Raw genomic sequence first — 20,616 nt, 5'->3', positions numbered from 1 at the left:
ATCGTCCTCTTTCTGTGAAAATATCCTCCTTCTATTTAACCATAATTCCGCATCATTGCAACCGGATTTTCTTACAAAAAGTTGCAAAAAGCCCGCCGGGTTCGGACGATTTAAAATGCCCTCCGCTTGCGCTCTGGGCATCTTCAGCGGAAAATTCATTTTTAATTTCGCGTTTGGAGCGACCGCATTTGCACAGCAATGAAAGCCCCAGTGGGGCTTTCAAGCGGCAGAGCGGTCTGCGTAAGCAGATGGAGGGGCGTTGCCCCGACAAGCTCTGCGGAGCGCTCCAAACGCTTTTTCACGAGAGGGGCTGTGACTGGAAAATGCATCTCATCTCTGCGACCTTTCTTGTGAAAATGGTAGAACGGAACGCCCGCAGGCGTTCCGTTCTACCGAAATCCAGAAGAATATTTCCTTGAATTATGCCCAGAGCAACGCAGAGGGCATTTCCAATCATTTTCTATGCAAAAAGCCCGCCGGGCATCGCTGCACGGCGGGCTTTGGTTTACAGTTTACTCTGCCTTGGTCTCGGGCTTTGCCTCAACCTTGGCTTCCGGCTTTGCTGCGGGAGCAGCAGCGGGAGCGGCGGGCTTCACCACGGGCTTCGGGGGATTGGGGTCATCCTTCAGCGGGAAGAGGATGATGTGCTTGGGGCACTTCTGGGCACACATGCCGCAGCCCTTGCACTTGTCATAGTCGATGCGGGCCACGCCGTCCACCACGTGGATAGCGTCGAACTTACAGGTGCGCTCGCACATACCGCAGGCAATGCAGGAGGTGGTGCAGGCCTTCATGGCCACAGGACCCTTGTCCTTGTTGGAGCACATGACCACCGGCTTGCGCGGGCCGCCCACGTCGATCATGATGACCTGCTTGGGGCAGATGTTTGCGCAGGCACCGCAGCCGGTGCACTTGTCCTTGTCCACCTTGGCAACACCGTCCACAATGTGGATGGCATCGAACTTACACACCTTGGTGCAGTCGCCCAGACCAACGCAGGCAAAGGAGCAGGTCTTGGGGCCGCCGTACAGTGCAGCAGCGGCTGCACAGGTCTGGATGCCCTTGTAATCATAAGCAGGCTTGCAGTGCTCGGAATTGCCCTGACACTGGACAACAGCCTTCTTTTCCACAGCGCTGGCCGTGCCGCCCATGATCTTGGCAATGGCAGCGGCAGCCTTAGGGCCGCCGGGTGCGCACTTGTCGCAGGGCACGCCGTCCATGACCACAGCCTTTGCGTAGTCCGCACAGCCTGCGTAGCCGCAGCCGCCGCAGTTTGCACCGGCAAGGCAGTTGGTAACTTCTTCAATGCGGGGGTCTTCCTCCACCGCCATGAACTTGGACGCTGCGACCAGAACGATCGCGCCGACTGCGCCCACGATGGTACACAGGATAACAGCAGATACAATATTCATAATCCTGTTCCTCCCTTACAGCGTGACATTGAACAGGTTTTCGACGATGCCGCCGAAGCCCATGAAGGACAGGCTGGTGATTGCTGCTGCGATCAGGGTGATGGGCAGGCCCTTGAAGGGTGCCGGGGGATCGCAGGCTTCCACGCGCTTGCGCACGCCGCTGAACATGACCATGGCCAGCATGAAGCCGCAGCCTGCGCCGATGGCACAGACCAGAGCCTCAATGTAAGCAACACCGAAGCCCATAGCAGCCACATCTGCGCCGTAGTCGCCCACGACCAGAATGGTGACAGCCAGAACACAGCAGTTGGTGGTGATCAGGGGCAGATAAACGCCCAGAGAGTTATACAGTGCAACCACGTACTTCTTGAGGAAGATCTCGATGAACTGCACCAGAACAGCAATGACCAGAATGAACACGATGGTCTGCAGGTAGCTCAGACCAGCCGGGTCCAGAATGAAGATCTGGATGGGGAAGGTAACGGCCGTTGCCATGAACATGACGAAGATGACGGCGCCGGACATACCAACCGCAGAATCCAGCTTTTTGGAAACGCCCAGGAACGGGCAGATACCGTAGAACTTCACCAGCACGTAGTTGTTGACCAGGATCATGCTGAAGAAGATCGCAGCGAGTTTTACTAACATCTTATTCTGCCTCCTTCTTCAGGTTATCAAGGTCGCAGCAGCTCTTGCGCTCGATGCGGGCATCCAGCTTGCCTTCCAGCCACACACAGCCGGCCATCAACAGGCCAAAGCAGAAGAATGCGCCGGGAGCCTGCGTCATGATGGAGACCTTGGCAACGCTTTCCGGGATCACCTGGAAGCCCAGCCATGTGCCGCTGCCCAGGATCTCACGGATGGATGCCATCAGGGTAGCGGTGAGGGTGTAGCCAACGCCCATGCCCACGCCGTCCAGTGCGGAGTCCACGATGCTGTTCTTGCAGGCGAACATCTCGGCACGGCCCAGAATGATACAGTTGACAACGATCAGGGGCAGGAACACGCCCAGAGCGTTGTACAGGCTTTCCATGTAAGCCTGCATGAACATCTGAACGATGGTCACGAAGCTTGCGATAATGACGATGTAGCAGGGCAGATGCACCTTGCCGGGGATCACCTTGCGCAGCAGGGAGATCATGATATTGGAGCACACCAGCACGAAGGTGAAGGCGGCACCCATGCCCAGAGCGCTGGAAACTGCAGTGGTAACTGCCAGAATGGAGCAGGTACCCAGAACCAGACGCAGAACGGGGTTTTCTTTGATAATGCCGTTGGTAAGGATGCTTACCTTGGACTTATTTTCTTGTGCCATTTCTTACCAACCTCCTTTACGCCAGCTCGTTGTAGCAGTTGACACAGTCATTGATGGCAGCAAACAGTGCGGTGGAGGAGATGGTTGCGCCGCTGTAGGCGTCGTAATCCTGATTCATCACAATGTTCTGGGTGCCGTCCATGCCGTCGAACTGCGCCAGGAAGTCGTCACTGCTCACGTTGGAGCCGATGCCCTTGGTCTGGGTGGAAGCGTCCACCCAGATGCCGGTCTCGGCACCATTGGCATCAAAGCCCATGATAACGGTCAGGATACCGCCGTCAAAGCCCTTTTCCTCAGCCTTGATGGCAGTGCTGCCGTCCGGAGCTTTGACCACGCCGGTGATGCCGGCGGTGGTGTAATCGGTCACTTCTTCCAGCTCGCTGGCATCCGAAACGGAGGGCAGCACGCCGACATAAGCGGCCAGAGTGGTGCGCTTGGTGTTCTCGGCAATGACCGGGGCGGTCATACCGTTCACCAGTGCCAGCAGCAGGCTGGCGATCAGGGAGATAACGCTCAGCACAACAATGGGCTTGATGGTGCTCTCCCAGTTGGAAGACTTACTCATTTGCCAGCACCCTCCTTTGCTTTCTTTGCAGGCTTGATGTAGCCATACGGGGTCTGACGGGTCAGATCGTTGATGTAGGGGACCCACAGGTTCATGAACAGCAGTGCGAAGGACACGCCCTCGGTGTAGCTGCCCCAGTAACGGATGGCAAAGGTGACGATGCCCAGTGCCACGCCGTACACCAGCTTGCCCTTCAGGGTGAAGGGGCTGGTAACGTAGTCGGTAGCCATGAACACGGCACCGAACAGCAGGCCGCCGCTCAGCACGGCAACCAGAGCCTCGTGCATACTGTGGGTAGCAATGAGGTAGAACACGAACATGCTGCCGACGTAAGAAGCCGGGATGGCGATGCTGATGGTCTTGGTGGCCACCAGATAAATCAGGCCCAGCACGATGGCCAGTGCGCAGGTCTCGCCCAGCACACCGCCGTGGATGCCCATGAACAGATCCAGCAGGCTCAGCTTGGACTTATCGGCCACAGCCAGCGGGGTAGCGCTGGACAGCTGATCCACCGCTGCATCCGGGAACACCCACTTGTTCATGGAACCGGCAAAGCTGATGAACAGCACGATACGGCCCACCAGAGCGGGGTTGGCAAAGTTCATGCCGATGCCGCCGAACAGCTGCTTGACGATGACGATGGCCACCAGATCACCGATGATGAGCTGGCCGATGGGCATGCCCACGGGCACGTTCATGGCCAGAATGATGCCGGTGACGACGGCGGACAGGTCGCTGATGGGGTTGGGCTTCTTGAGCAGCTTGCAGTACAGCCACTCAAAAACCACACAGGCCACCACGGACACGGCTGTTACCAGCAGTGCACGCATACCAAAAATGATGGCAGAGGCCACCACGCAGGGGCACAGGGCGACGATCACGTTGGCCATCAGGCTCTGGGTGGTCTCTTCGCTGCGCACATGCGGGGAAGCCGAAACAATAAGCTTCGTATCCATTACTTATTGCCTCCTTTTTTGATTTCACCAAGGTAGAACGCCTTTGCCAGACTCATCATCTGGGTAACAGGGCGCTTTGCCGGGCAGACGAAAGAGCAGCTGCCGCAGTTGAAGCAGTAGTCTGCATGCAGCTTGCCCAGCTCCTGCACATCGCGTGCAGCGTATGCCTGATTGACCTCCACAGGCTCCAGACCCATGGGGCAGTACTCCACGCAGCGGCCGCAGCGGATGCAGGGATTCACCGGTGCAGGCTCTGCAGCGGCCTTGCTCAGGAAGATCAGGCCGGAGGTGGTCTTGGTGGTGGGGTAGCTCAGGTTCTCCACAGCGGGGCCCATCATGGCACCGCCGGCAACCACTTTGCCCAGCTCGCCCTTGACACCCGCAAAATCAATGATGTCCTGATAGGCAGTGCCCACGGGGACAACGATGTTCTGGGGCTTTGCGCAGGCATCGCCGTCCACGGTGATGGTGCGCTCGACCACCGGCATACCGGTAGCCAGATACTTGCCAAGGGTGGAGACGCTGGTCACGTTCATGACGATGGCGCCGGCATCTGCGGGCAGACCGCCGTGGGGCACTTCGCGGCCCAGACACTTTTCAATGAGGATCAGCTCTGCGCCGGTGCCGTAGACACTGGGCAGGGGCTTGACCTCGATGGTGCTGTCGCCATTGGTCTTTTTGCACAGCAGGTCGATGCACTCGGGCTTGTTGTTCTCAATGCCGATGACGCACTTCGGGATGCCGGTGTACTGCAGCACGGCCTTGATGCCGCGGATGATATCATCGCTGCAGTTCAGCATCTCCTGCGTATCGCTGGTCAGCCACACTTCACACTCGGAAGCGTTGATCAGCAGGGTATCCACCTGCTGCTTGGGCTGCAGCTTTACGTCGGTCGGGAAGCCTGCGCCGCCCAGACCGACCAGGCCGCACTCACGCACAGCCTTGAGGAAGCTGGCCTTATCGGTCACTTCCGGTGCCTTGACAGCCGGGTCCACGGTCTGTTTGCCATCGGTCTTGATGACGACAGAGTCGCACATGCGGCCATTGGACAGACGGAAGGGCTCCACTGCGGCAACCGTGCCGGAGACACTGGAGTGGATGTTTGCAGAGACGAAGCCGCCAGCCTCGCCGATCTTTGTGCCAACGAACACCTCGTCGCCCTTTTTGACCAGAGCTTTGGCGGGAGCGCCGATATGCTGGCTCATGAGGATGCGTACCTGCGCGGGCAGAGGCATCGGGATCGGTTTGCTTGCAGCAGTTGCCTTGTCATGCGGCGTATGCGCGCCAAGCGCCGCACGTTTCAGCTTGTTCAACATGGAATTCAAATCCCCCATTCTGCTTGAATTGCCGCCCCCACGCCCATGCAGGCGCACTGGTACAGGGACAGCAGCTGCTTAACATGTTTATTGTATCATTTTGGCGTGGGAAGTCAACGACAATGGCACAAAAATGATGTATTTTCCTGAACTTTCTTTTCATTTTTTCGTGGTTATATATAACTAACCACCGTATTTTTCTTCCTGTATCCGGTGTTTGCCTTTGTATGCGGATTATGCTATACTAAGGGCAACCAAAAACTGCGGAACGTCCCCCGCTCCGCGCCAGACTTACCAAGGAGGCTTGAAACGATGAAGGTTCTCAAAGCACTGCTCGCCGTCCTCACTGCTCTGGCGGTGGCCCTGACCGCCGCGCTGCTGTTCATTCAGGATAAGAATGCACCCCGTTATATCCAGATCTACGAGAACGAGCAGTAACACCCGTCTTGCACAAAAAGCATCCCCCAGCCTGAACGGCAACGCCGCCCGGGCTGGGGGATGTGTTGTTTTATGGCATACAAAAAACACCGCCGGGTCTCCCTCAGCGGTGTTTTTAAGCAAAATATTCCTTTTAGTAATCTTTTTCGCAGCCCAGCAGGTATTTCATGTGCTCAAAGGTGCGGTCATGTCCAAGGTCGCGCACCATTTTCAGCAGCTCTTCCAGCAGGGCACGGGTCTCCGGGTGGAGCAGGTAGTGGGTCTTGCTGCGCTCGTAGTATTCCCACGGGGAAGCATCGGTGTACTTGTCGCCCAGATAGATCTGGCTTGCGGCCACGCGGTCGCACACCATTTCGCACACATAGCGCAGGGGCATCTTCATGCCGGCAAGGCCCACCTTCCGGGTGCTGTAGTCGATCCAGTATTCCAGATGGTGCTTGTTGCGGCCCTTGTGGTGCAGCCACGCGGAGGAATAGCCCCGCGCCAGACGTTCCGCTTCGTTGGGGCTGTGGTCACCCTGATAATAGATGCAGCCCGGAATGAACTCGGTAGGGCTGTACTTGCTCAGGTCGTGGGCAAGGCCCTGCTCATAGAGCCCGCAGGCAAAGCAGTATTTCATCACCAGCAGCTTATGCCGGGTGATGGTTTCAAAATGGCCCTTGATGTTCATTTGGTGCTCCTCCTAATAACCCTCTCAGCCATCGCTGCGCGATGTCAGCTCCCCCGAAGGGGGAGCTTTTTCCCTGCGAATCGGCAAGTTTTTCCTGCAAACAGAAGGTTTTCTTTTCCTCCACAGCGCATAAAGCTCCCCCTTCGGGGGAGCTGGCGCGATAGCGCCTGAGAGGGTTCATCCCCTCCACTGCACCGTGATACGTCCCTCTTTCAGCCCGCGCAGATCATTGCTTTCGGAAAAATCCTCCCGGTCCATGGTCAGGTTGGGGTTGTAGTAGGGGTCGTGCAGGATGTTCGCCTTGCCGTGCACGGCATACAGCCGCTGCTGCTCGGCGGCAAAGCGCCGGGCTTTCACCGGGTCTTTTTCGTCGCCGCCGCGGCTCTTGCTCTCGTAATGGGTCAGCTGAGCATAGGGTGTCCACGCAATGCGGTATCCTGCATCCCGCACTCGCAGGCAGAAATCCACATCGTTGAAGGCCACCGCAAAGGCTTCGTCCAGACCGCCCACTTCGTCCCACACGCTGGTCTTTACCAGCAGGCAGGCACCGGTGACGGCGGAAAAGTCCTGCACCGTTGCAGCGCGGAACATGTAGCCGCTGCCGCCCGCCTTGCGGTATTTGTGGCTGTGGCCCGCATAGCCGCCAAGGCCGGTCACAACGCCCGCATGCTGCAACGTCTCGTCCGGGTAAAAAAGCTCTGCGCCGCAGATGGCCGCGCCGCCGGGGTGAGCACACTGCCGCAAAAGCTCCGTGAGCCAATCCGCATTGCGCACCTCCACGTCGTTGTTCAGCAGCAGCAGGTAATCCCCGCTGGCGTACTGCCGGCCAAAGTTGTTGATGCCGGAAAAGTTGAAGCCCTTCTGCAGGTAGTTGACCACCTGCAGGCCGTCGTAGCGCTGCCGGGCTTCCTTATAATAGGTAAAGGTGGCCGGGTCGGTGGAGTTGTTCTCGATGACGATAACCTCAAAGTTCTCCCAGCTGGTTTTGGTCCAGATGCTGTGCAGGCACTTTTCCAGATCGTCGGTGTGGTCCTTGTTCGGGATGAGGATGCTTACCTTCGGGTCGCCCACAATATCCCACTTCACCCGGTAGGTACTGGGGAACAGGCCATCCTCCACGGTGCCGGTGCGCCCGGTGCGGGCCAGATGGTCGGCCAGCGCCTTTTTGGCTGCTGCCGCCACATAGGGCTTGGCATCGGTGCCGCCGGAGGTGGAGCCTGCGTGCACCCGCCAGTAGTACAGCACCTGCGGTACATGGGCCGCGCCGCCGGTCTTTTCCACAAGGCGCAGGAACAAATCGTGATCCTGACTGCCGTCGCACTCCGGCCGCTCCCCGCCGATCTCATCCCACAGCGCCTTTTGGAACACCGCCAAGTGGCAGATGTAGTTGCAGCACAGCAGGTAGTCCGGGGCGTAATCCGGCTTGAAGTGGGCCACCATGGGCCGCTGGATGCTCTTGGAAAAGAGTGCTTCATCGCTGTAGAGGAAGCCGTCCGGCTCGCCCTGCGCCCGCAGCTGCAGAATGGCTTTGCCCATGGTGTACATGGCGTGGGGCGCAAGGATATCATCGTGGTCGGCAAGGGCCAGATATTCCCCTGTGGCAAGCTCTGCCGCAGCATTGGTGTTGGCCGCAATGCCCTTGTTTTCGATCTTTTTGTATACGATGCGTTGATTCTTTGTCTGATATTCCTCCACGATGCGCTTCACATCGGCATGTTCTGCATCGGAAGCATCCGCAAGGCAGAGCTGACCGTTGGGGGCCGTCTGGTTCACAAAGGAATCCAGAAATTCCCGCAGGTATTTTTCCGGCGTATTATACAGCGGGGTCAGGATGCTGATGGTGGGCAGGCCGCAGTCTGCCGCCGTTTTGCCGGCCATTTCGGCCCGCTGGGCTTCCAGCACCTTTTTGGCGGGCAGATAGCGGGCACGCTTGCCAAAGCAGCGGCGCTTGACAAAGCCCGCGCCCCGTTTGAGCATGGTGGGCAGGCCCTCGTCCCTCGTCAGCTGCACCGCATAGCCTGCCAGTTCTCTGGCACGTTTCAGTCGTACATTCATATCAGGCCTCGCCGCGCTGCGTTGCCTTGTAGGCCGCGCAAACCGTTGCCGTATCGCCATTCATTTTCAGGTGGCCGTGGCTCAGCCATGCCACCTTGCTGCACATGCGCTCGATCTGCTCAATGGAGTGAGACACCAGAATGACCGTGGTGCCGCCCGCCATCAGCTCCTGCATCCGCTTTTCGCACTTCTGCTGGAACAGGAAATCGCCCACCGAAAGCACCTCGTCCGCAATGAGGATATCGGGCTTGGTGATGGTGGCAATGGCAAAGCCGATGCGGGCCACCATGCCGGAGGAGTAGTTCTTGAGCGGCACATCCAGAAAGTTCTGCAGCTCGCTGAACTCCACGATCTCATCAAACTTTTCGTCCAGATACTTGGGCGAGAAGCCCAGCACCGTGCCGTTCAGATAGATGTTCTCGCGGGCAGTCAGGTCCATATCAAAGCCCGCGCCCAGCTCGATGAGCGGGGCGATGGAGCCGCGGACCGTCACCTTGCCCTTGCTGGGCTTGTACACGCCCGCAATGGTCTTGAGCAGGGTGGACTTGCCCGAGCCGTTCAGACCCACAAGGCCGTAGAAATCACCGGGCATGATGTCCAGACTCACGTCCTTGAGGGCGTAAAATTCATCGTACTGCAGGCGGCCCTGCACCATGGCCAGAAAATACTCTTTCAGGCTCTCATGCTTTTCCTTGGAGAGGTTGAAGCACATGGAAACATTGTCCACTTTGATGATCGGTTCCATTGTTCTTCCTCCTTAAATATGCAGCACAAAGCGGTCCTGCGTTTTGCGGAACACCCACACGCCCACCAGCATGGAGAGCACGGCGCAGCAGCCGCACACCGCGAACATGTTGAAATCCAGCGGGATGCCCCACATCACGGTACGGCGGAAGCCTGTGATGTACCAGTACATGGGATTCAGCTTGATGATCTGCTGCATGTTGAACCCGCCGATGGAAAAGGTCATCTGGGTGGGGTCGTAGAAGATGGCGGAAAAATACAGCAATGCGGTGATGAACACGCTCCAGATGTGCATGATATCCCGGAAGAACACGGTAGCCGCTGCCAGAAGCAGGCCCACGCCCAGACTGAAGAAGAACAGCGTCACCAGCGGGTAGACTGCCTCAATGAGGGTCAGGTGGAAGGGTGCACCGGTAAAGATCATGACCAGCAGCAGCGCCACAAAGCTGAACACGCAGTTCACCATGGCAAAGCAGCACTTTTCCAGCGGGAAGATATACTTGGGGATATACACCTTTTTGAGCAGGGGCGCAGCGCCCAGCACACTGCTCATGCCGGTGGAGGTGGCCTCGTTGAAGAAGTTGAACAGCAGCTGGCCGCACATCAGGAACACGGCAAAGTTGTCGATGCCGCTGCCGCGCATGTCCATCAGACTGCTGAACACGGCCCAGTACACAAGGCACATGAGCAGCGGGTTCAGAACGCTCCACACCACGCCCAGCACGCTGCGGCGGTATTTGAGCTTGAAGTCACGGCTGACGAGGTTCCACAGCAGATAGCGGTAGCACCAGAAGCCGTTCCACATTGCTTTGAATTTTGCCACAGGCGATCACCACTTTTCAAAATATTCAAACTTCTGTGCAGCAAAGGGCTCGTGCAGCTTGTCCTTTGCGCTGGTCTTGTGCTCGCAGCCGCAGTCCGGCCACTGCACGTTCACGGTGGGGTCATCGTAAGGGATGCCGCCCTCGCTGGTGGGGTCGTACACATCGGTGCACTTGTAGCAGAACTCTGCCACATCGCTCAGCACCAGAAAACCGTGTGCAAAACCCTCCGGGATGTAGAACATCTTCTTGTTCTCCTCGGAAAGGGTCACGCCCACCCACTTACCGAAGGTGGCGCTGTGGGGGCGGCAGTCCACGGCCACATCAAACACCTCGCCCTTGGTCACGCGCACCAGCTTGCCCTGCGTGTGGTTCTTCTGGAAGTGCAGGCCGCGCAGCACGCCGCGGGTGGAGCGGCTCTGGTTGTCCTGCACGAATTCCTTATCGATGCCGGCTTCGGCAAACTGATCCTTCTGATAGGTCTCCATAAAATAGCCGCGGTCGTCGCCGAACACCTGCGGCTCAATGACCACAACACCGGGAATCTCGGTCTGAGTAAACGTAAACTTGCCCATATTTTGTACCTCTCTTTTGTGAAGCATGTTTGTTTTATCTGGAAAAGTCTGTTCGACGCAGGCTTTTGCACTTATTTGCCGCGGCGGGTCTGTCCCTGTTCCGTGCGCGTTCTGCGGCGTTTCTTCCGCCAAGTGATGAACCGCACCACCAGAAAGGTCACCAGCGCTGCCGCTGCGGTGGACCCCAGCGAGATGCCCAGCAGCCAGAATGCATGGCTTTGGGGCTTTACCGCCTTGGCCGCTTCCAACTCCTGACCGGTGCTGTTCTCCAGCAGTTCAGGCAGGCCGGAAATTTCCGCATCCACACGCACGCTGGTGCTCTCCTGCTTTTCGCCGCCGTGGACGGTGTACACAGCGTACACCTCCGGGTCGGAGCCAAGGACATAGCTTTCCGGCAGTTCCAGCGTCACCTCCACATCGTCGGCAGTCAGGCCGTTGGCCAGCAGCAGCCGCACGCCGGGGTCGGAGACGGTCACGGTGCCAAGGCTCCCGCCGCCGCCCACCACGCTCAGCGGTGCTGTGATGCCCCGGGCGGGCAGGTCGGTGTAGCCGGTAAAGGTGCTGAACGCATAATCCAGCAGAGTGCGGACATCGTTGTATTTATTGGTGCTCAGCTCGCTCTGCATGGTCACGCAGATGAGCCGGACGCCGTTCTGCTCCGCCAGACAGGCGTAGCTGTAGCGGGCCGTGTTGGTATAGCCGAGCTTGGAGCCCTTGACCGACGTGATATGGTACCGGCTGGAGCCGATGCGCATTTTGTCCTGCTGGGAAAAGTAGCGGGTCACGGGCTGGATGTTGGTGGGGTCCATGGTGTACATCTCATTGCGGGTGAACACCTGCTCAAAGCCCGGCTGCTCCAGTGCCCAGCGCAGGATCTGCGCCATATCGTAGCAGCTGGTGTAGTGGTCCTCGTCGCTGATGCCGTGGGGGTTTGCAAAGTGGGTGTGCGCAAGGCCCAGCTCTTCTACCCGCGCATTCATCTTTGCCACGCCGTCCGCGATGGTGCCCTCTCCCACATATTCGGCCAACAGGTTGGCGCCGTCGTTGGCGCTGGCCATCTGGGTGGCATACAGCGCATCCGTCAGGGGGACTTCTTCGCCCTCGCGCAGGGCAATGTGACTGGAATCGGTGCCTGCCAGCGAGTAAACATCCTCGTGGGTCACGGTGAGCTTTATATCATCCCAGTTCCCCTGCGCCTTTTCGCAGGCAAGGCCCAGCGTCATCACCTTGGTGATGGATGCCGGGTGCAGCTCTTCGTTCATATTCTGCTGTGCCAGCACAAGGCCGGTGTCTGCATCGATGATGCAGTAAGCGCGGGTGGCACCAAGGGCAGGGCCAGCCGCCGCTGCCCCCGGCACGAACACGCAGATCATAAGCAGCACAACGCACAGCGCCGCTGTCAGTTTTTTCATCTGGTTTTTCTCCATTGAGCGTTTTTCTGCCCGTCGTACTGCACCGGCAAAGCATCAGATAATAGTATACCACACTTTACCCCGGCTGAAAAGCCATTCAGACGTTGTTTTGCAGCAGAACGGGCTGCAGCTGCCGCCCGGTCAGCGCAGCGTCCAGTGCAGCGGGCAGACGGGCAAAGTCCGCTTTCAGGCTGTTGGGCTTGTGGGTGGGGTCATCCTGCCCGTAGGGCACAAAATAATAGTGCTTGCGCTGGTAGAGCCGGGCCATGTTCTCCCACGATGCGCCCAGGCCGTCGTTTGTGGAAACGCCCACCAGAACCGGGCACCCCACCCGCAGCAGGCTCTTTGCCGCCAGCGTCACCGGCGTATCGGAAAGCCCCGCCGCCAGCCTTGCCAGCGTGGCCCCGGTGCAGGGCGCGATCACCAGTGCACTGGCCAGCTTTTTAGGGCCAAGCGGCTCCACGGCCTGCAACGTGTCCAACACTGCATGGCCGGTAAGGGCTTCCAGCCGTTCCTGCCAGAACTGCCCGGTGCCAAAGCGGGTATCCTGCTTTGCGGCAAAGCTCATGATGGGCAGCAGCTCCCAGCCCTGTTCTGTCAGCTGCTGCGCTGCCGCAAGCGCCGCTTCCAGTGTGCAGAAGCTGCCGCACACCGCAAATGCAATGCGTCCTTTTTTCTGCGTGCTCATGTGTGTTCCTCCCGCTCCTGCAAAATGGTCAGCACGGTGCGCGCCACCGCTTCCCCAGCCGTGTCCGGCGCACAGGCGGCGGGCAGGCTGAGCGCATGGATGGCATTGCAGCCCAGCCGCTGCGCCGCAGCAAAGTCGGTGCCGCCGGGCTTTGATGCCAGATCCACGATCAGGCTGCCGGGCCGCAGAGCCGCCAGCACCGGCTCGGTCAGCACCGGGGCCGGGATAGTGTTCACCACCGTATCAAAGGCCGGAGCCAGCGCGGCCAGCCGGGCAAGCTCTGCACCCCGCAGACCAAGGCTCTCGGCCAGCGCACGCTGTTCGGCGCGCCGGGCACAGACAGTCACATTTGCCCCCAGTGCCGCCAGCCGCGCCCCCAGCGCCTGCCCCACCGGGCCAAAGCCCAGCAGCAGAAGGTTTGTGCCCCACAGGGTACGGGTGCGCTCGGCCAGCAGGATGCCAATGCAGCCCTCCGCCGTAGGGATGGCATTGTACACCGTCAGCTCCGGTCGGGCAAAGTAATCCACCAGCTCCACGCCCGCTTCCTGTGCGATGGTCTTTGCCTGAACTGAGAGCCTACCGCCCAGTGCCACCGCACCGGGCTTTGCGGCCCGCAGCAGCTCTGCCAGCGGGGTGCGGGCCGCATCCAGCGGCAGAGGCAGCAGGATATAATCTGCCAGTGCAACCTGTTCGGCTCCGCCCACCGCATAACCTGCCCGTTCCAGCACCCGGCCTGCCGCCGCCTGCCGGGCATCGGTGCCCACCACCACAAACAGCTTTTTCGCTTCCATGCCGCATCCCCCTTTGCCTGCTCGTGGGCCATCCTATGCAGGAGAAATATTTGTTGTGAAAAAACTCCTCCAGCTTTCGCCGGAGGAGTTTTTTATCACGATTATAGAATGCGCCGCCCTGACATCCCGGCACATCTTTTATTTTACGAACTTTGCCACAGCACGGGCTACGATGCCGCCCAGAATGCCGGAGACAAGGAACTCGGCCACGCCCTGCACGCCGACCAGCAGCACCACGAACATGAAGGGGTTCGCAGCACCCTTGACGGACACGAGGTTCTGCACGTAGTCACAGCCGTAGAAGGCCAGCACGATCCAGCCCATGAAGAACACCGTGTTCAGGAAGGGTGCGCTCATGGCGCTGAGGATGTAGCTCCAGGTGCCGGGCTTGTCAAAGCGCTTCAGGCCGCTGAAGATCAGGCCGCAGCACAGGCCCATCAACACGCGCATACCCACGCACAGGATAAAGGTGTTCACAGGGCTCACCTGAAACAGTGCGCCGGTCATGGCGGAAGCACCAGTGATAGCGTCATAGAAGCTCACTGCGCCGAACACACCGCCCAGCAATGCGCCCACAGCGGGGCCCATGGTGATGGCACCCACTGCAATGGGAAGGGTCAGGAAGCTCATGTACAGCGGGCCCACAGGCACACTGCCCAGACCCACCATCTTCATGACCAGCTCAATGGCAACCAGCAGCGCCACACGGGTAAGAGTTTTTGTATTTTTCATATTCAGTTTTCCTCCTGCTGCCGTTCCGCCCTATACGTCGGATACGGCGCAAACCTGCCCGCTCTATGCGGGTTTTAAAGTAAATATTCAAACAATTTGGAGCGCGTTTTTGTCAGGGCGTGTTCCAATGGGAAAGGCTTTTTCAGTGGTCGCACGGGAAGCGGATGCCCGCATTGCGGCGGGCCACCGTGAGCACACGGCTCACCGCGATGGTGGTATCCTGCATCCGGCCGCACAGCTCCTGATCTCCGCTCTCCAGCGCACGGGCAAAGGCTTCAAACTCTGCCGCCTGCCGGGGCCTGCCGCCATTCAGGTTATAGTGCTCTTCCTTGCACTCGTTGGGGTGGAAGGTGATGCCGCCGCAGCAGTTGGCGGTGGACTTCTGCATGATATAGCCCTTCGTGCCCTGAATAATGTACCGGGCCGGGGCCGCGCAGTCCTTGGCGGCGATGCTCACGGCCTTGAAGCCGCTGTAATCCATGGTCAGGATGCCGCTGGTGTCGATGCCGCGCTCCATGTTGGCGGTATATTTGGCCTGATTCGGCTCCCCGAACAGGCCCACGATGTAGCTTACATTATATACGCCAAGATCCATCAGGGCACCGCCGGCACAGGCCGGGTCAAAGGCAGGCTGTACATCGCCTGCACAGAAGGCATCGTACCGGCTGGAATACTGGCTGAAATTGCACTGTACCAGCTTCACGGTGCCAATGCGGGGCAGCAGCTCCCGGATCTTTGCGTAGTTTTCAAGGTACTGGGTGGTGATGGCTTCAAACAGGAACACCTTTTTGTGCCGTGCCAGATTTACCAGTTCTTCAGTCTGGGCCGCCGTGGGTGCCAGCGGCTTTTCCACAATAACATGTTTGCCTGCTTCCAGCGCCACGCGGGCATAGCGCACATGCTGCAGGTTCGGCACTGCAATGTACACCACATCCACCCACTGCAGCAGTTCCAGAAAATTGGTGGTGTGCTGCGGCACGCCGTACTGGCCGCAAAGGCTCTGAGCCAGCTCGGCGCTGCGCTCGGTGCTGCAGATGGCCTGCACCGTAAAAGGCGTGTGCTCTGCAAGCCATGGCAAAAATTCCCGCACGATCTTGCCCGTGCCAAGAATGCCTAATTTCATCTGATTTTTCTCCCCATCCTGTCGTTGGTCAGCCTACCAGCGCTTCCGGCTCGCGGCGGGTGCGCTTTTTGGGGTAGGTGCGCTGTTTTGCATGGCCGTGCTGGTTCTGTCGGCCATAGTGCCTGCCGCCGCCCACACTGTGGTGCTGCGGCTGGGACGCATTGAGCTGGTACAAAAGGGCAAGTCCCTTCATCAGCAGCTCCGGGTCGTAGGTCAGCGGGTGGCGGCACAGCGGTGTCACGTACTTTGCCAGCCCTCCTGTTACCACCAGAGTGGCCGGACGGCCAAGCTCTTCCTCAATGCGCTGCACCATGCCGTCAATGAGCACAGCCGTGCCCATCACGGAGCCGGACAGCATGCATTTCTCGGTGTTGGTGCCAATGGCGCTTTTGGGCGAGCCAAGATGCACCTGCGGCAGCTGGGCACAGCGGTCGCCCAGTGCCCGCAGCCCGGTGGAAAGCCCCGGGCAGATGACACCGCCCCGGAACACGCGGTTCTCGTCCACCACATTAAAGGTCGTGGCAGTGCCAAGATCCACCGTGACCACCGGCAGCGGAAAATTTGCCGCCGCATAAGCCGCATCCACAAGGCGATCCTTGCCCACGGCGTGGGGTTCATCCACGCCCATGGTCAGTCCGGTTCGAATCTCCGGCGAAACGATGACCGGCTTCCTGCCGGTGTAATGACGGGCGCACTCCGCCAGCGCCCCCGTGATCTGGGGCACCACGCTGGTGAGCACAGCGCCCTCAAAGCGCATGGGGCGCTCAGGATGGCGGCGGTGCGCAAAAATTTTATCCATTTCGACACGATATTCTGCAGCCGTGCGAGTGCGCACCGTGTCCATGCGCGCCACAAAGCATACACGTCCGTCCCGAATGCCCCCAAGGGCGACGGTGGTGTTGCCTATATCAATGGCTAAGATCATAATTCTGTTTTCCCTTTATAACGCGGCAGTATCCGGCAGGACGGCGGAGAAAGCTCCCCGATGGCCTGCCCCTCACCGCAGTCTGTCTATTCTTTGTCAAGCTGTATTTTACCGCATTTTGTCCCCAATTACAAGCCTGTACAAAGATTTTGTTGTGCTGGCGGAACTTTTGCATTATACTAAGGTAAGAAATGTGGAAACAGTACGTTTTTGCAGGAGGTTTTACCAATGGATCTGAACGGAAAATGCGTCCTTCTGGGCGTAAGCGGCGGCATTGCCGCCTATAAAATGGCCAACGTGGCCAGCGCACTGCGCAAGCTGGGAGCCGATGTGGAGGTCATCATGACCAAAAATGCGACCCAGTTCATCACCCCTGTTACATTTGAAACGCTTACCGGCCACAAGTGCATGGTGGATACCTTTGACCGGGATTTCAAGTTTGAAGTCACCCACATCTCGCTGGCAAAAAAAGCCGATGTGATCCTTGTCGCCCCGGCCACTGCCAATGTCATCGCCAAGATGGCCCACGGCATCGCCGATGATATGCTCACCACCACAGTGTTGGCTGCAAAGTGCCCCAAGCTCGTTTCTCCGGCCATGAATACCGGAATGCTGGAAAACCCCATCACGCAGGATAATATCGCCACGCTGGAACGCTACGGCTTCACGGTGATCCCCTCCGAGAGCGGCGTGCTGGCCTGCAAGGATGTTGGCAGCGGCCGTCTGCCTAAGGAAGATGTGCTGATCGAGTATATCCTGCATGCCATTGCCCGGCCCAAAGATCTTGCCGGTCTGCGCATTGCCGTCACCGCCGGCCCCACGCAGGAGCCGCTGGACCCGGTGCGCTACCTCACCAACCATTCCACCGGCAAGATGGGCTATGCCCTTGCCCGTGCCGCCGCCATGCGCGGCGCGGATGTCACCCTTATCCACGGCGAGACTGCCCTGCAGCCGGTCAAGTTTACCACCGATGTGCCCGTGACCACTGCTCAGCAGATGTACGAAGCCGTCACCAGCCGCTTTGATGCTACGGATGTGCTCATTATGGCCGCTGCCGTGGCCGACTACCGCCCCGCTGCCGTGGCAAACGACAAGATCAAAAAAAAGGACGGCGACATGTCCATCCCTCTGGAACGCACGCCGGATATTCTGGGCACCATCGGCCCCAAAAAGACCCACCAGTTCCTGTGCGGTTTTTCCATGGAGACCCGCGATCTTGTGGAAAACTCCTCTGCAAAGCTGACCAAAAAGAATCTGGACATGGTGGTTGCCAACAACCTGAAAGTGGCCGGTGCCGGTTTTGGTGTGGACACCAATGTAGTCACCCTCATTACCCCGGACGGCACCCGTGAGCTGCCGCTGATGAGCAAGGCCGATGTGGCCGATGCCATTCTGGATGAAATTTTAAAACGCCGCTCCCAGTGAGAAAAAGTGGCTGTCGCATGTGCAACAGCCACTTTTTTATTTTTCCTTCCGTGCAAACACGATGCCAATGGTACCCGGGCCGGAATAGCCGCCGATGGTGGTGCCGATGTCTGTCTCGTGGCATTCCTTGAAGCTGCCGTATTTCTTCAGCCCCGCCTTCACCGCGTCCATGCAGCCGGGCTTCGGCTGGCAGGAGGAGATGAACACAAGGCTGTCCTCGATGTCGTCGCGTTCCACCAGACGGTCGGTGATGTACTTGCCCACGCAGATGGGCAGGCTGCCGCGATATTTTTTGACTACCTTCAGTTCGCCGTCGATCACTTCCAGTGCGGGCTTGATGCCCAGCAGGTTTGCCCCGAAGGCCAGCACACCGGAGCAGCGGCCGCTCTTGGCCATAAAGTCCAGCCGGTCCAGTACAAAGCTCAGCTCCACCCGTTTGGCAAGGCTCTGCAGCCGCATCGTAATGTTGCGGGGGGTCAGGCCATCTGCAGCCCACTTGGCCGCTTTCAGCACCAGATAGCCCTGCCCGGTACAGATATTCTGGCTGTCCACCACATAGACATTCTCGAATTCGCCTGCCGCCAGCTTCGCATTCTGGAAGCAGGACGAAAGCTTGCTGCTGACCGAAATATGGATCACCGCATCGCACTCTTTGGCAAACGGCTCAAAAAATTCGGTATATTCCACCAGATTTGCGGCGGCGGATTTGGGCATTTTGCCGCCCGCATTCACATAGGCAAACACATCTGCCGGGTGGATCGTTACGCCGTCCAGATAGCTATCCTCGCCCATCAGAATGTGCATGGGCATCAGGGCAATGTCCCACTGTGCCAAAAGCTCTTCGGACAGGTCGCAGGTGCTGTCCGCTGTGATCTTGATTCTCACATTATTTCTCCTTTTATAAAACCGTTCTGCATCCTCTGTCGGCCGCACCGACGATCCCTTAAAAAATTGTCCTTTTCTATTTTACCACAGATGATTCAAAGTTGTTAAGTATTTTGTAAAGGCAAATGTAAATCTTTTATGAAGAAGTTCCCGGTTTCGGTTTTCTTGTACACTTATCACAAATTCCGAATTGGATTTATGGTTCTTTCCGAAAATTCGGGTTTACCTGTTTATTTTGTCCGCCAAAAATTATATAATAAGATGTATCCTAATAGAATGGATTGAATCGGTCTGCTCTGCGGCCGTTATTTATTTGGAGGTTGCCTTATATGTTCATGTACACCGATTACAACCAGCACCTGCTGGACAATGTAAAAAAGATCCACTTCATCGGCTGCGGCGGCAGCGGCATGTATCCGCTCATCCAGATCCTTGCTGCAAAAGGCTACGAGATCTCCGGCAGCGATGTGCTGGATGGCAGCATCATCCGCTACGAGCGTGAGATGGGTGTCAAGGTCAGCCTGGGTCACAGCGCCGATAATGTGATCGGCACCGACATGGTGGTCTACTCTGCCGCCATTTCCAAAGATAACGTGGAGCTGAATGCCGCTGCCTCCTACGGCATCCCCACCATCGAGCGCAGCGTTCTGCTGGGTTACGTGAGCCGCCTGTACAAACAGAGCATCTGCGTCTCCGGCACTCACGGAAAAACCACCACCACTTCCATGATCACCACTGCGCTGGAGTTGGCAGGCCGCGACCCGTCCGCTGTCATCGGCGGCAAGCTGCCCCTCATCAACGGCTACGGCAAGGCCGGCAAGGGCGACGATATCGTAATTGAGTCCTGTGAATTTGCCGAGACCTTCCTGAAACTGACCCCGTACCTGTCCGTTGTGCTGAACATCGACAACGACCATCTGGATTACTACGGCAGCATGGGCGAACTGAAGTTTGCCTTCAAGCGCTTTGCCCTGATGACCAAGTTCATGATCTTTGCCAATGCGGACGACAAGAACACCATGGATGTCATGTACACGCTGGACCGCCGCGTGCGCACCTTTGGCATCCAGAACGACGGCGATTATCAGGCATTGAACGTGAACGAATACAAACCCGGCTTCTTTGAGTTCGACCTGAAGGAGTGGAACAAGATCACCGGCCATATCCGTCTGGCTGTGCCCGGCTACCACAACATTTACAATGCGCTTGCCATGTGCGCCGTCTGCCGCTTCGTCGGTCTGACCGTGGAGCAGTGCGCCGATGCCGCCCTGAACTTCAAGGGTGCCGGCCGCCGCTTTGAGGTCTACGGCGAGTGTAACGGCGCTTTGGTCGTGGACGATTATGCACATCATCCCACCGAGCTGCGCGCTACCCTGAACACTGCCAAGGAGATGGGCTACAAGCGTCTGATCGCCGTCCACCAGCCGTTTACATACAGCCGCACCAAGATGCTGTTCAACGACTTTGTGGATGTGCTCAAGATCCCCGATATCACTGTGCTGACCCCGATCATGGGCAGCCGTGAGCCCAACGATCCCACCATTACCAGTGCAAAACTGGCCGCTCAGATCCCCGGCTCTGTTCTGGTGAACAGTCTGGAGGAGGCCGCCGAGTGGGTCAAGCAGAACGCCCGGGAGGGCGATCTGGTCATCACCCTCGGCTGCGGCGACATCTACAAGGCCAGCAAGATGATGGTGGCCGACAACCAGTAAAGAATCTGCTATACAAAAAGAGGAACGACAGCTGTCGTTCCTCTTTTTTTCGTTGA

General features: G+C 58.2%; 21 protein-coding genes. 3 read left to right on the top strand and 18 right to left on the bottom strand.

Translation table 11 applies throughout. The features are described from left to right. Window positions 1-512: 512 nt before the first annotated feature. The 6 genes from ACGHUK_RS01790 to rsxC are packed head-to-tail and all read right to left on the bottom strand — an operon-like array spanning window position 513 to window position 5,564. Window positions 513-1,412: an RnfABCDGE type electron transport complex subunit B gene (locus ACGHUK_RS01790; protein ID WP_337679853.1), complete on the bottom strand. Its 900-nt coding sequence runs from the start codon at window positions 1,410-1,412 to the stop codon at window positions 513-515. 15 nt (window positions 1,413-1,427) lie between these two features. Next, window positions 1,428-2,060 carry an electron transport complex protein RnfA gene (locus ACGHUK_RS01785; protein ID WP_005943888.1) on the bottom strand — a complete coding sequence of 211 codons (633 nt, stop codon included), beginning with the start codon at window positions 2,058-2,060 and terminating at the stop codon, window positions 1,428-1,430. A 1-nt stretch (window position 2,061) separates the two neighbouring features. Continuing rightward, on the bottom strand, window positions 2,062-2,727 hold the full coding sequence (gene rsxE, locus ACGHUK_RS01780) for an electron transport complex subunit RsxE (RefSeq protein ID WP_005943886.1): 666 nt from the start codon (window positions 2,725-2,727) through the stop codon (window positions 2,062-2,064). A 16-nt stretch (window positions 2,728-2,743) separates the two neighbouring features. After that, window positions 2,744-3,292 (bottom strand): FMN-binding protein, encoded by a 549-nt coding sequence (locus ACGHUK_RS01775; RefSeq protein WP_097777392.1) that lies wholly within the window; start codon window positions 3,290-3,292, stop codon window positions 2,744-2,746. Continuing rightward, a complete protein-coding gene (locus ACGHUK_RS01770; RefSeq protein ID WP_390574726.1) occupies window positions 3,289-4,248 on the bottom strand; it encodes an RnfABCDGE type electron transport complex subunit D in 960 nt (319 codons plus the stop codon). The genes ACGHUK_RS01775 and ACGHUK_RS01770 overlap by 4 nt, the downstream gene beginning before the upstream one ends. Further along, window positions 4,248-5,564: an electron transport complex subunit RsxC gene (gene rsxC, locus ACGHUK_RS01765; RefSeq protein ID WP_242959231.1), complete on the bottom strand. Its 1,317-nt coding sequence runs from the start codon at window positions 5,562-5,564 to the stop codon at window positions 4,248-4,250. Before rsxC ends, ACGHUK_RS01770 begins: the two co-directional genes overlap by 1 nt. 312 nt (window positions 5,565-5,876) lie before the next feature. Here rsxC and ACGHUK_RS01760 point away from each other — a divergent pair, with 312 nt between their 5' ends. Next, on the top strand, window positions 5,877-6,002 hold the full coding sequence (locus tag ACGHUK_RS01760; protein WP_005943878.1) for a hypothetical protein: 126 nt from the start codon (window positions 5,877-5,879) through the stop codon (window positions 6,000-6,002). A gap of 133 nt (window positions 6,003-6,135) precedes the next feature. On the opposite strand, the gene ACGHUK_RS01755 is transcribed toward ACGHUK_RS01760, so the two are convergent. The 11 genes from ACGHUK_RS01755 to ACGHUK_RS01705 all read right to left on the bottom strand — a co-directional run bounded on the left by ACGHUK_RS01755 (window position 6,136) and on the right by ACGHUK_RS01705 (window position 16,538). Next, the gene (locus ACGHUK_RS01755; RefSeq protein ID WP_120080524.1) at window positions 6,136-6,672 is read right to left on the bottom strand and encodes a DUF5662 family protein; all 537 of its coding nucleotides are present in this window, start codon (window positions 6,670-6,672) and stop codon (window positions 6,136-6,138) included. 177 nt (window positions 6,673-6,849) lie between these two features. Further along, window positions 6,850-8,727, bottom strand: a complete 1,878-nt coding sequence (locus ACGHUK_RS01750) for a glycosyltransferase (RefSeq protein ID WP_390574724.1) — start codon at window positions 8,725-8,727, stop codon at window positions 6,850-6,852. 1 nt (window position 8,728) lies between these two features. Next, a complete protein-coding gene (locus tag ACGHUK_RS01745; RefSeq protein ID WP_005943870.1) occupies window positions 8,729-9,472 on the bottom strand; it encodes an ABC transporter ATP-binding protein in 744 nt (247 codons plus the stop codon). A gap of 12 nt (window positions 9,473-9,484) precedes the next feature. Beyond that, complete coding sequence (locus ACGHUK_RS01740) at window positions 9,485-10,294, bottom strand: ABC transporter permease (protein WP_223388262.1); 810 nt, start codon at window positions 10,292-10,294, stop codon at window positions 9,485-9,487. Window positions 10,295-10,300: 6 nt separating this feature from the next. After that, the gene (gene rfbC / locus ACGHUK_RS01735) at window positions 10,301-10,867 is read right to left on the bottom strand and encodes a dTDP-4-dehydrorhamnose 3,5-epimerase (protein WP_044953950.1); all 567 of its coding nucleotides are present in this window, start codon (window positions 10,865-10,867) and stop codon (window positions 10,301-10,303) included. Between the two features lie 71 nt (window positions 10,868-10,938). Then, entirely contained in the window at window positions 10,939-12,279 is a 1,341-nt protein-coding gene (locus tag ACGHUK_RS01730) for a D-alanyl-D-alanine carboxypeptidase family protein (RefSeq protein ID WP_390574720.1), read from the bottom strand. Window positions 12,280-12,376: 97 nt separating this feature from the next. Next, window positions 12,377-12,967 (bottom strand): dipicolinate synthase subunit B, encoded by a 591-nt coding sequence (locus tag ACGHUK_RS01725; RefSeq protein WP_390574718.1) that lies wholly within the window; start codon window positions 12,965-12,967, stop codon window positions 12,377-12,379. Further along, window positions 12,964-13,758 carry an NAD(P)-dependent oxidoreductase gene (locus tag ACGHUK_RS01720; RefSeq protein WP_390574715.1) on the bottom strand — a complete coding sequence of 265 codons (795 nt, stop codon included), beginning with the start codon at window positions 13,756-13,758 and terminating at the stop codon, window positions 12,964-12,966. The genes ACGHUK_RS01725 and ACGHUK_RS01720 overlap by 4 nt, the downstream gene beginning before the upstream one ends. Window positions 13,759-13,896: 138 nt before the next feature. Further along, window positions 13,897-14,490, bottom strand: coding sequence for an ECF transporter S component (locus ACGHUK_RS01715; protein ID WP_005943857.1), 594 nt, complete (start codon window positions 14,488-14,490; stop codon window positions 13,897-13,899). Window positions 14,491-14,632: 142 nt separating this feature from the next. Continuing rightward, window positions 14,633-15,613: a Gfo/Idh/MocA family protein gene (locus ACGHUK_RS01710; protein WP_390574713.1), complete on the bottom strand. Its 981-nt coding sequence runs from the start codon at window positions 15,611-15,613 to the stop codon at window positions 14,633-14,635. A gap of 28 nt (window positions 15,614-15,641) precedes the next feature. Beyond that, window positions 15,642-16,538, bottom strand: coding sequence for a type III pantothenate kinase (locus ACGHUK_RS01705; RefSeq protein WP_390574711.1), 897 nt, complete (start codon window positions 16,536-16,538; stop codon window positions 15,642-15,644). Between the two features lie 228 nt (window positions 16,539-16,766). Between ACGHUK_RS01705 and coaBC the strand changes: the two genes are divergently transcribed. Beyond that, a complete protein-coding gene (gene coaBC / locus ACGHUK_RS01700) occupies window positions 16,767-17,963 on the top strand; it encodes a bifunctional phosphopantothenoylcysteine decarboxylase/phosphopantothenate--cysteine ligase CoaBC (RefSeq protein ID WP_097774290.1) in 1,197 nt (398 codons plus the stop codon). Window positions 17,964-17,999: 36 nt separating this feature from the next. On the opposite strand, the gene ACGHUK_RS01695 is transcribed toward coaBC, so the two are convergent. Further along, window positions 18,000-18,848: a DegV family protein gene (locus ACGHUK_RS01695; protein ID WP_097781311.1), complete on the bottom strand. Its 849-nt coding sequence runs from the start codon at window positions 18,846-18,848 to the stop codon at window positions 18,000-18,002. Between the two features lie 329 nt (window positions 18,849-19,177). Here ACGHUK_RS01695 and murC point away from each other — a divergent pair, with 329 nt between their 5' ends. Beyond that, on the top strand, window positions 19,178-20,560 hold the full coding sequence (murC, locus tag ACGHUK_RS01690) for a UDP-N-acetylmuramate--L-alanine ligase (protein WP_390574709.1): 1,383 nt from the start codon (window positions 19,178-19,180) through the stop codon (window positions 20,558-20,560). Window positions 20,561-20,616: the final 56 nt, after the last annotated feature.

Origin of the sequence: Faecalibacterium sp. i25-0019-C1 (genome assembly GCF_042854225.1) — a bacterium.
Classification (GTDB): Bacteria; Bacillota; Clostridia; order Oscillospirales; family Ruminococcaceae; genus Faecalibacterium; species Faecalibacterium taiwanense.
Note: the sequence above shows the minus strand (reverse complement) of the source record. Positions and strands in the feature narration are given on the sequence as shown.

Bases quoted from the DNA above. Each gene is read 5' to 3' on its own strand.
- ACGHUK_RS01720 (WP_390574715.1), bottom strand. From the start codon at position 13,758: ATGGAAGCGAAAAAGCTGTTTGTGGTGGTGGGCACCGATGCCCGGCAG.
- rfbC (WP_044953950.1), bottom strand. From the start codon at position 10,867: ATGGGCAAGTTTACGTTTACTCAGACCGAGATTCCCGGTGTTGTGGTC.
- ACGHUK_RS01750 (WP_390574724.1), bottom strand. From the start codon at position 8,727: ATGAATGTACGACTGAAACGTGCCAGAGAACTGGCAGGCTATGCGGTG.
- ACGHUK_RS01775 (WP_097777392.1), bottom strand. From the start codon at position 3,292: ATGAGTAAGTCTTCCAACTGGGAGAGCACCATCAAGCCCATTGTTGTG.
- rsxE (WP_005943886.1), bottom strand. From the start codon at position 2,727: ATGGCACAAGAAAATAAGTCCAAGGTAAGCATCCTTACCAACGGCATT.
- coaBC (WP_097774290.1), top strand. From the start codon at position 16,767: ATGGATCTGAACGGAAAATGCGTCCTTCTGGGCGTAAGCGGCGGCATT.
- ACGHUK_RS01730 (WP_390574720.1), bottom strand. From the start codon at position 12,279: ATGAAAAAACTGACAGCGGCGCTGTGCGTTGTGCTGCTTATGATCTGC.
- murC (WP_390574709.1), top strand. From the start codon at position 19,178: ATGTTCATGTACACCGATTACAACCAGCACCTGCTGGACAATGTAAAA.
- ACGHUK_RS01745 (WP_005943870.1), bottom strand. From the start codon at position 9,472: ATGGAACCGATCATCAAAGTGGACAATGTTTCCATGTGCTTCAACCTC.
- ACGHUK_RS01710 (WP_390574713.1), bottom strand. From the start codon at position 15,613: ATGAAATTAGGCATTCTTGGCACGGGCAAGATCGTGCGGGAATTTTTG.
- ACGHUK_RS01715 (WP_005943857.1), bottom strand. From the start codon at position 14,490: ATGAAAAATACAAAAACTCTTACCCGTGTGGCGCTGCTGGTTGCCATT.
- rsxC (WP_242959231.1), bottom strand. From the start codon at position 5,564: ATGTTGAACAAGCTGAAACGTGCGGCGCTTGGCGCGCATACGCCGCAT.
- ACGHUK_RS01790 (WP_337679853.1), bottom strand. From the start codon at position 1,412: ATGAATATTGTATCTGCTGTTATCCTGTGTACCATCGTGGGCGCAGTC.
- ACGHUK_RS01785 (WP_005943888.1), bottom strand. From the start codon at position 2,060: ATGTTAGTAAAACTCGCTGCGATCTTCTTCAGCATGATCCTGGTCAAC.
- ACGHUK_RS01705 (WP_390574711.1), bottom strand. From the start codon at position 16,538: ATGATCTTAGCCATTGATATAGGCAACACCACCGTCGCCCTTGGGGGC.
- ACGHUK_RS01770 (WP_390574726.1), bottom strand. From the start codon at position 4,248: ATGGATACGAAGCTTATTGTTTCGGCTTCCCCGCATGTGCGCAGCGAA.
- ACGHUK_RS01725 (WP_390574718.1), bottom strand. From the start codon at position 12,967: ATGAGCACGCAGAAAAAAGGACGCATTGCATTTGCGGTGTGCGGCAGC.
- ACGHUK_RS01760 (WP_005943878.1), top strand. From the start codon at position 5,877: ATGAAGGTTCTCAAAGCACTGCTCGCCGTCCTCACTGCTCTGGCGGTG.
- ACGHUK_RS01755 (WP_120080524.1), bottom strand. From the start codon at position 6,672: ATGAACATCAAGGGCCATTTTGAAACCATCACCCGGCATAAGCTGCTG.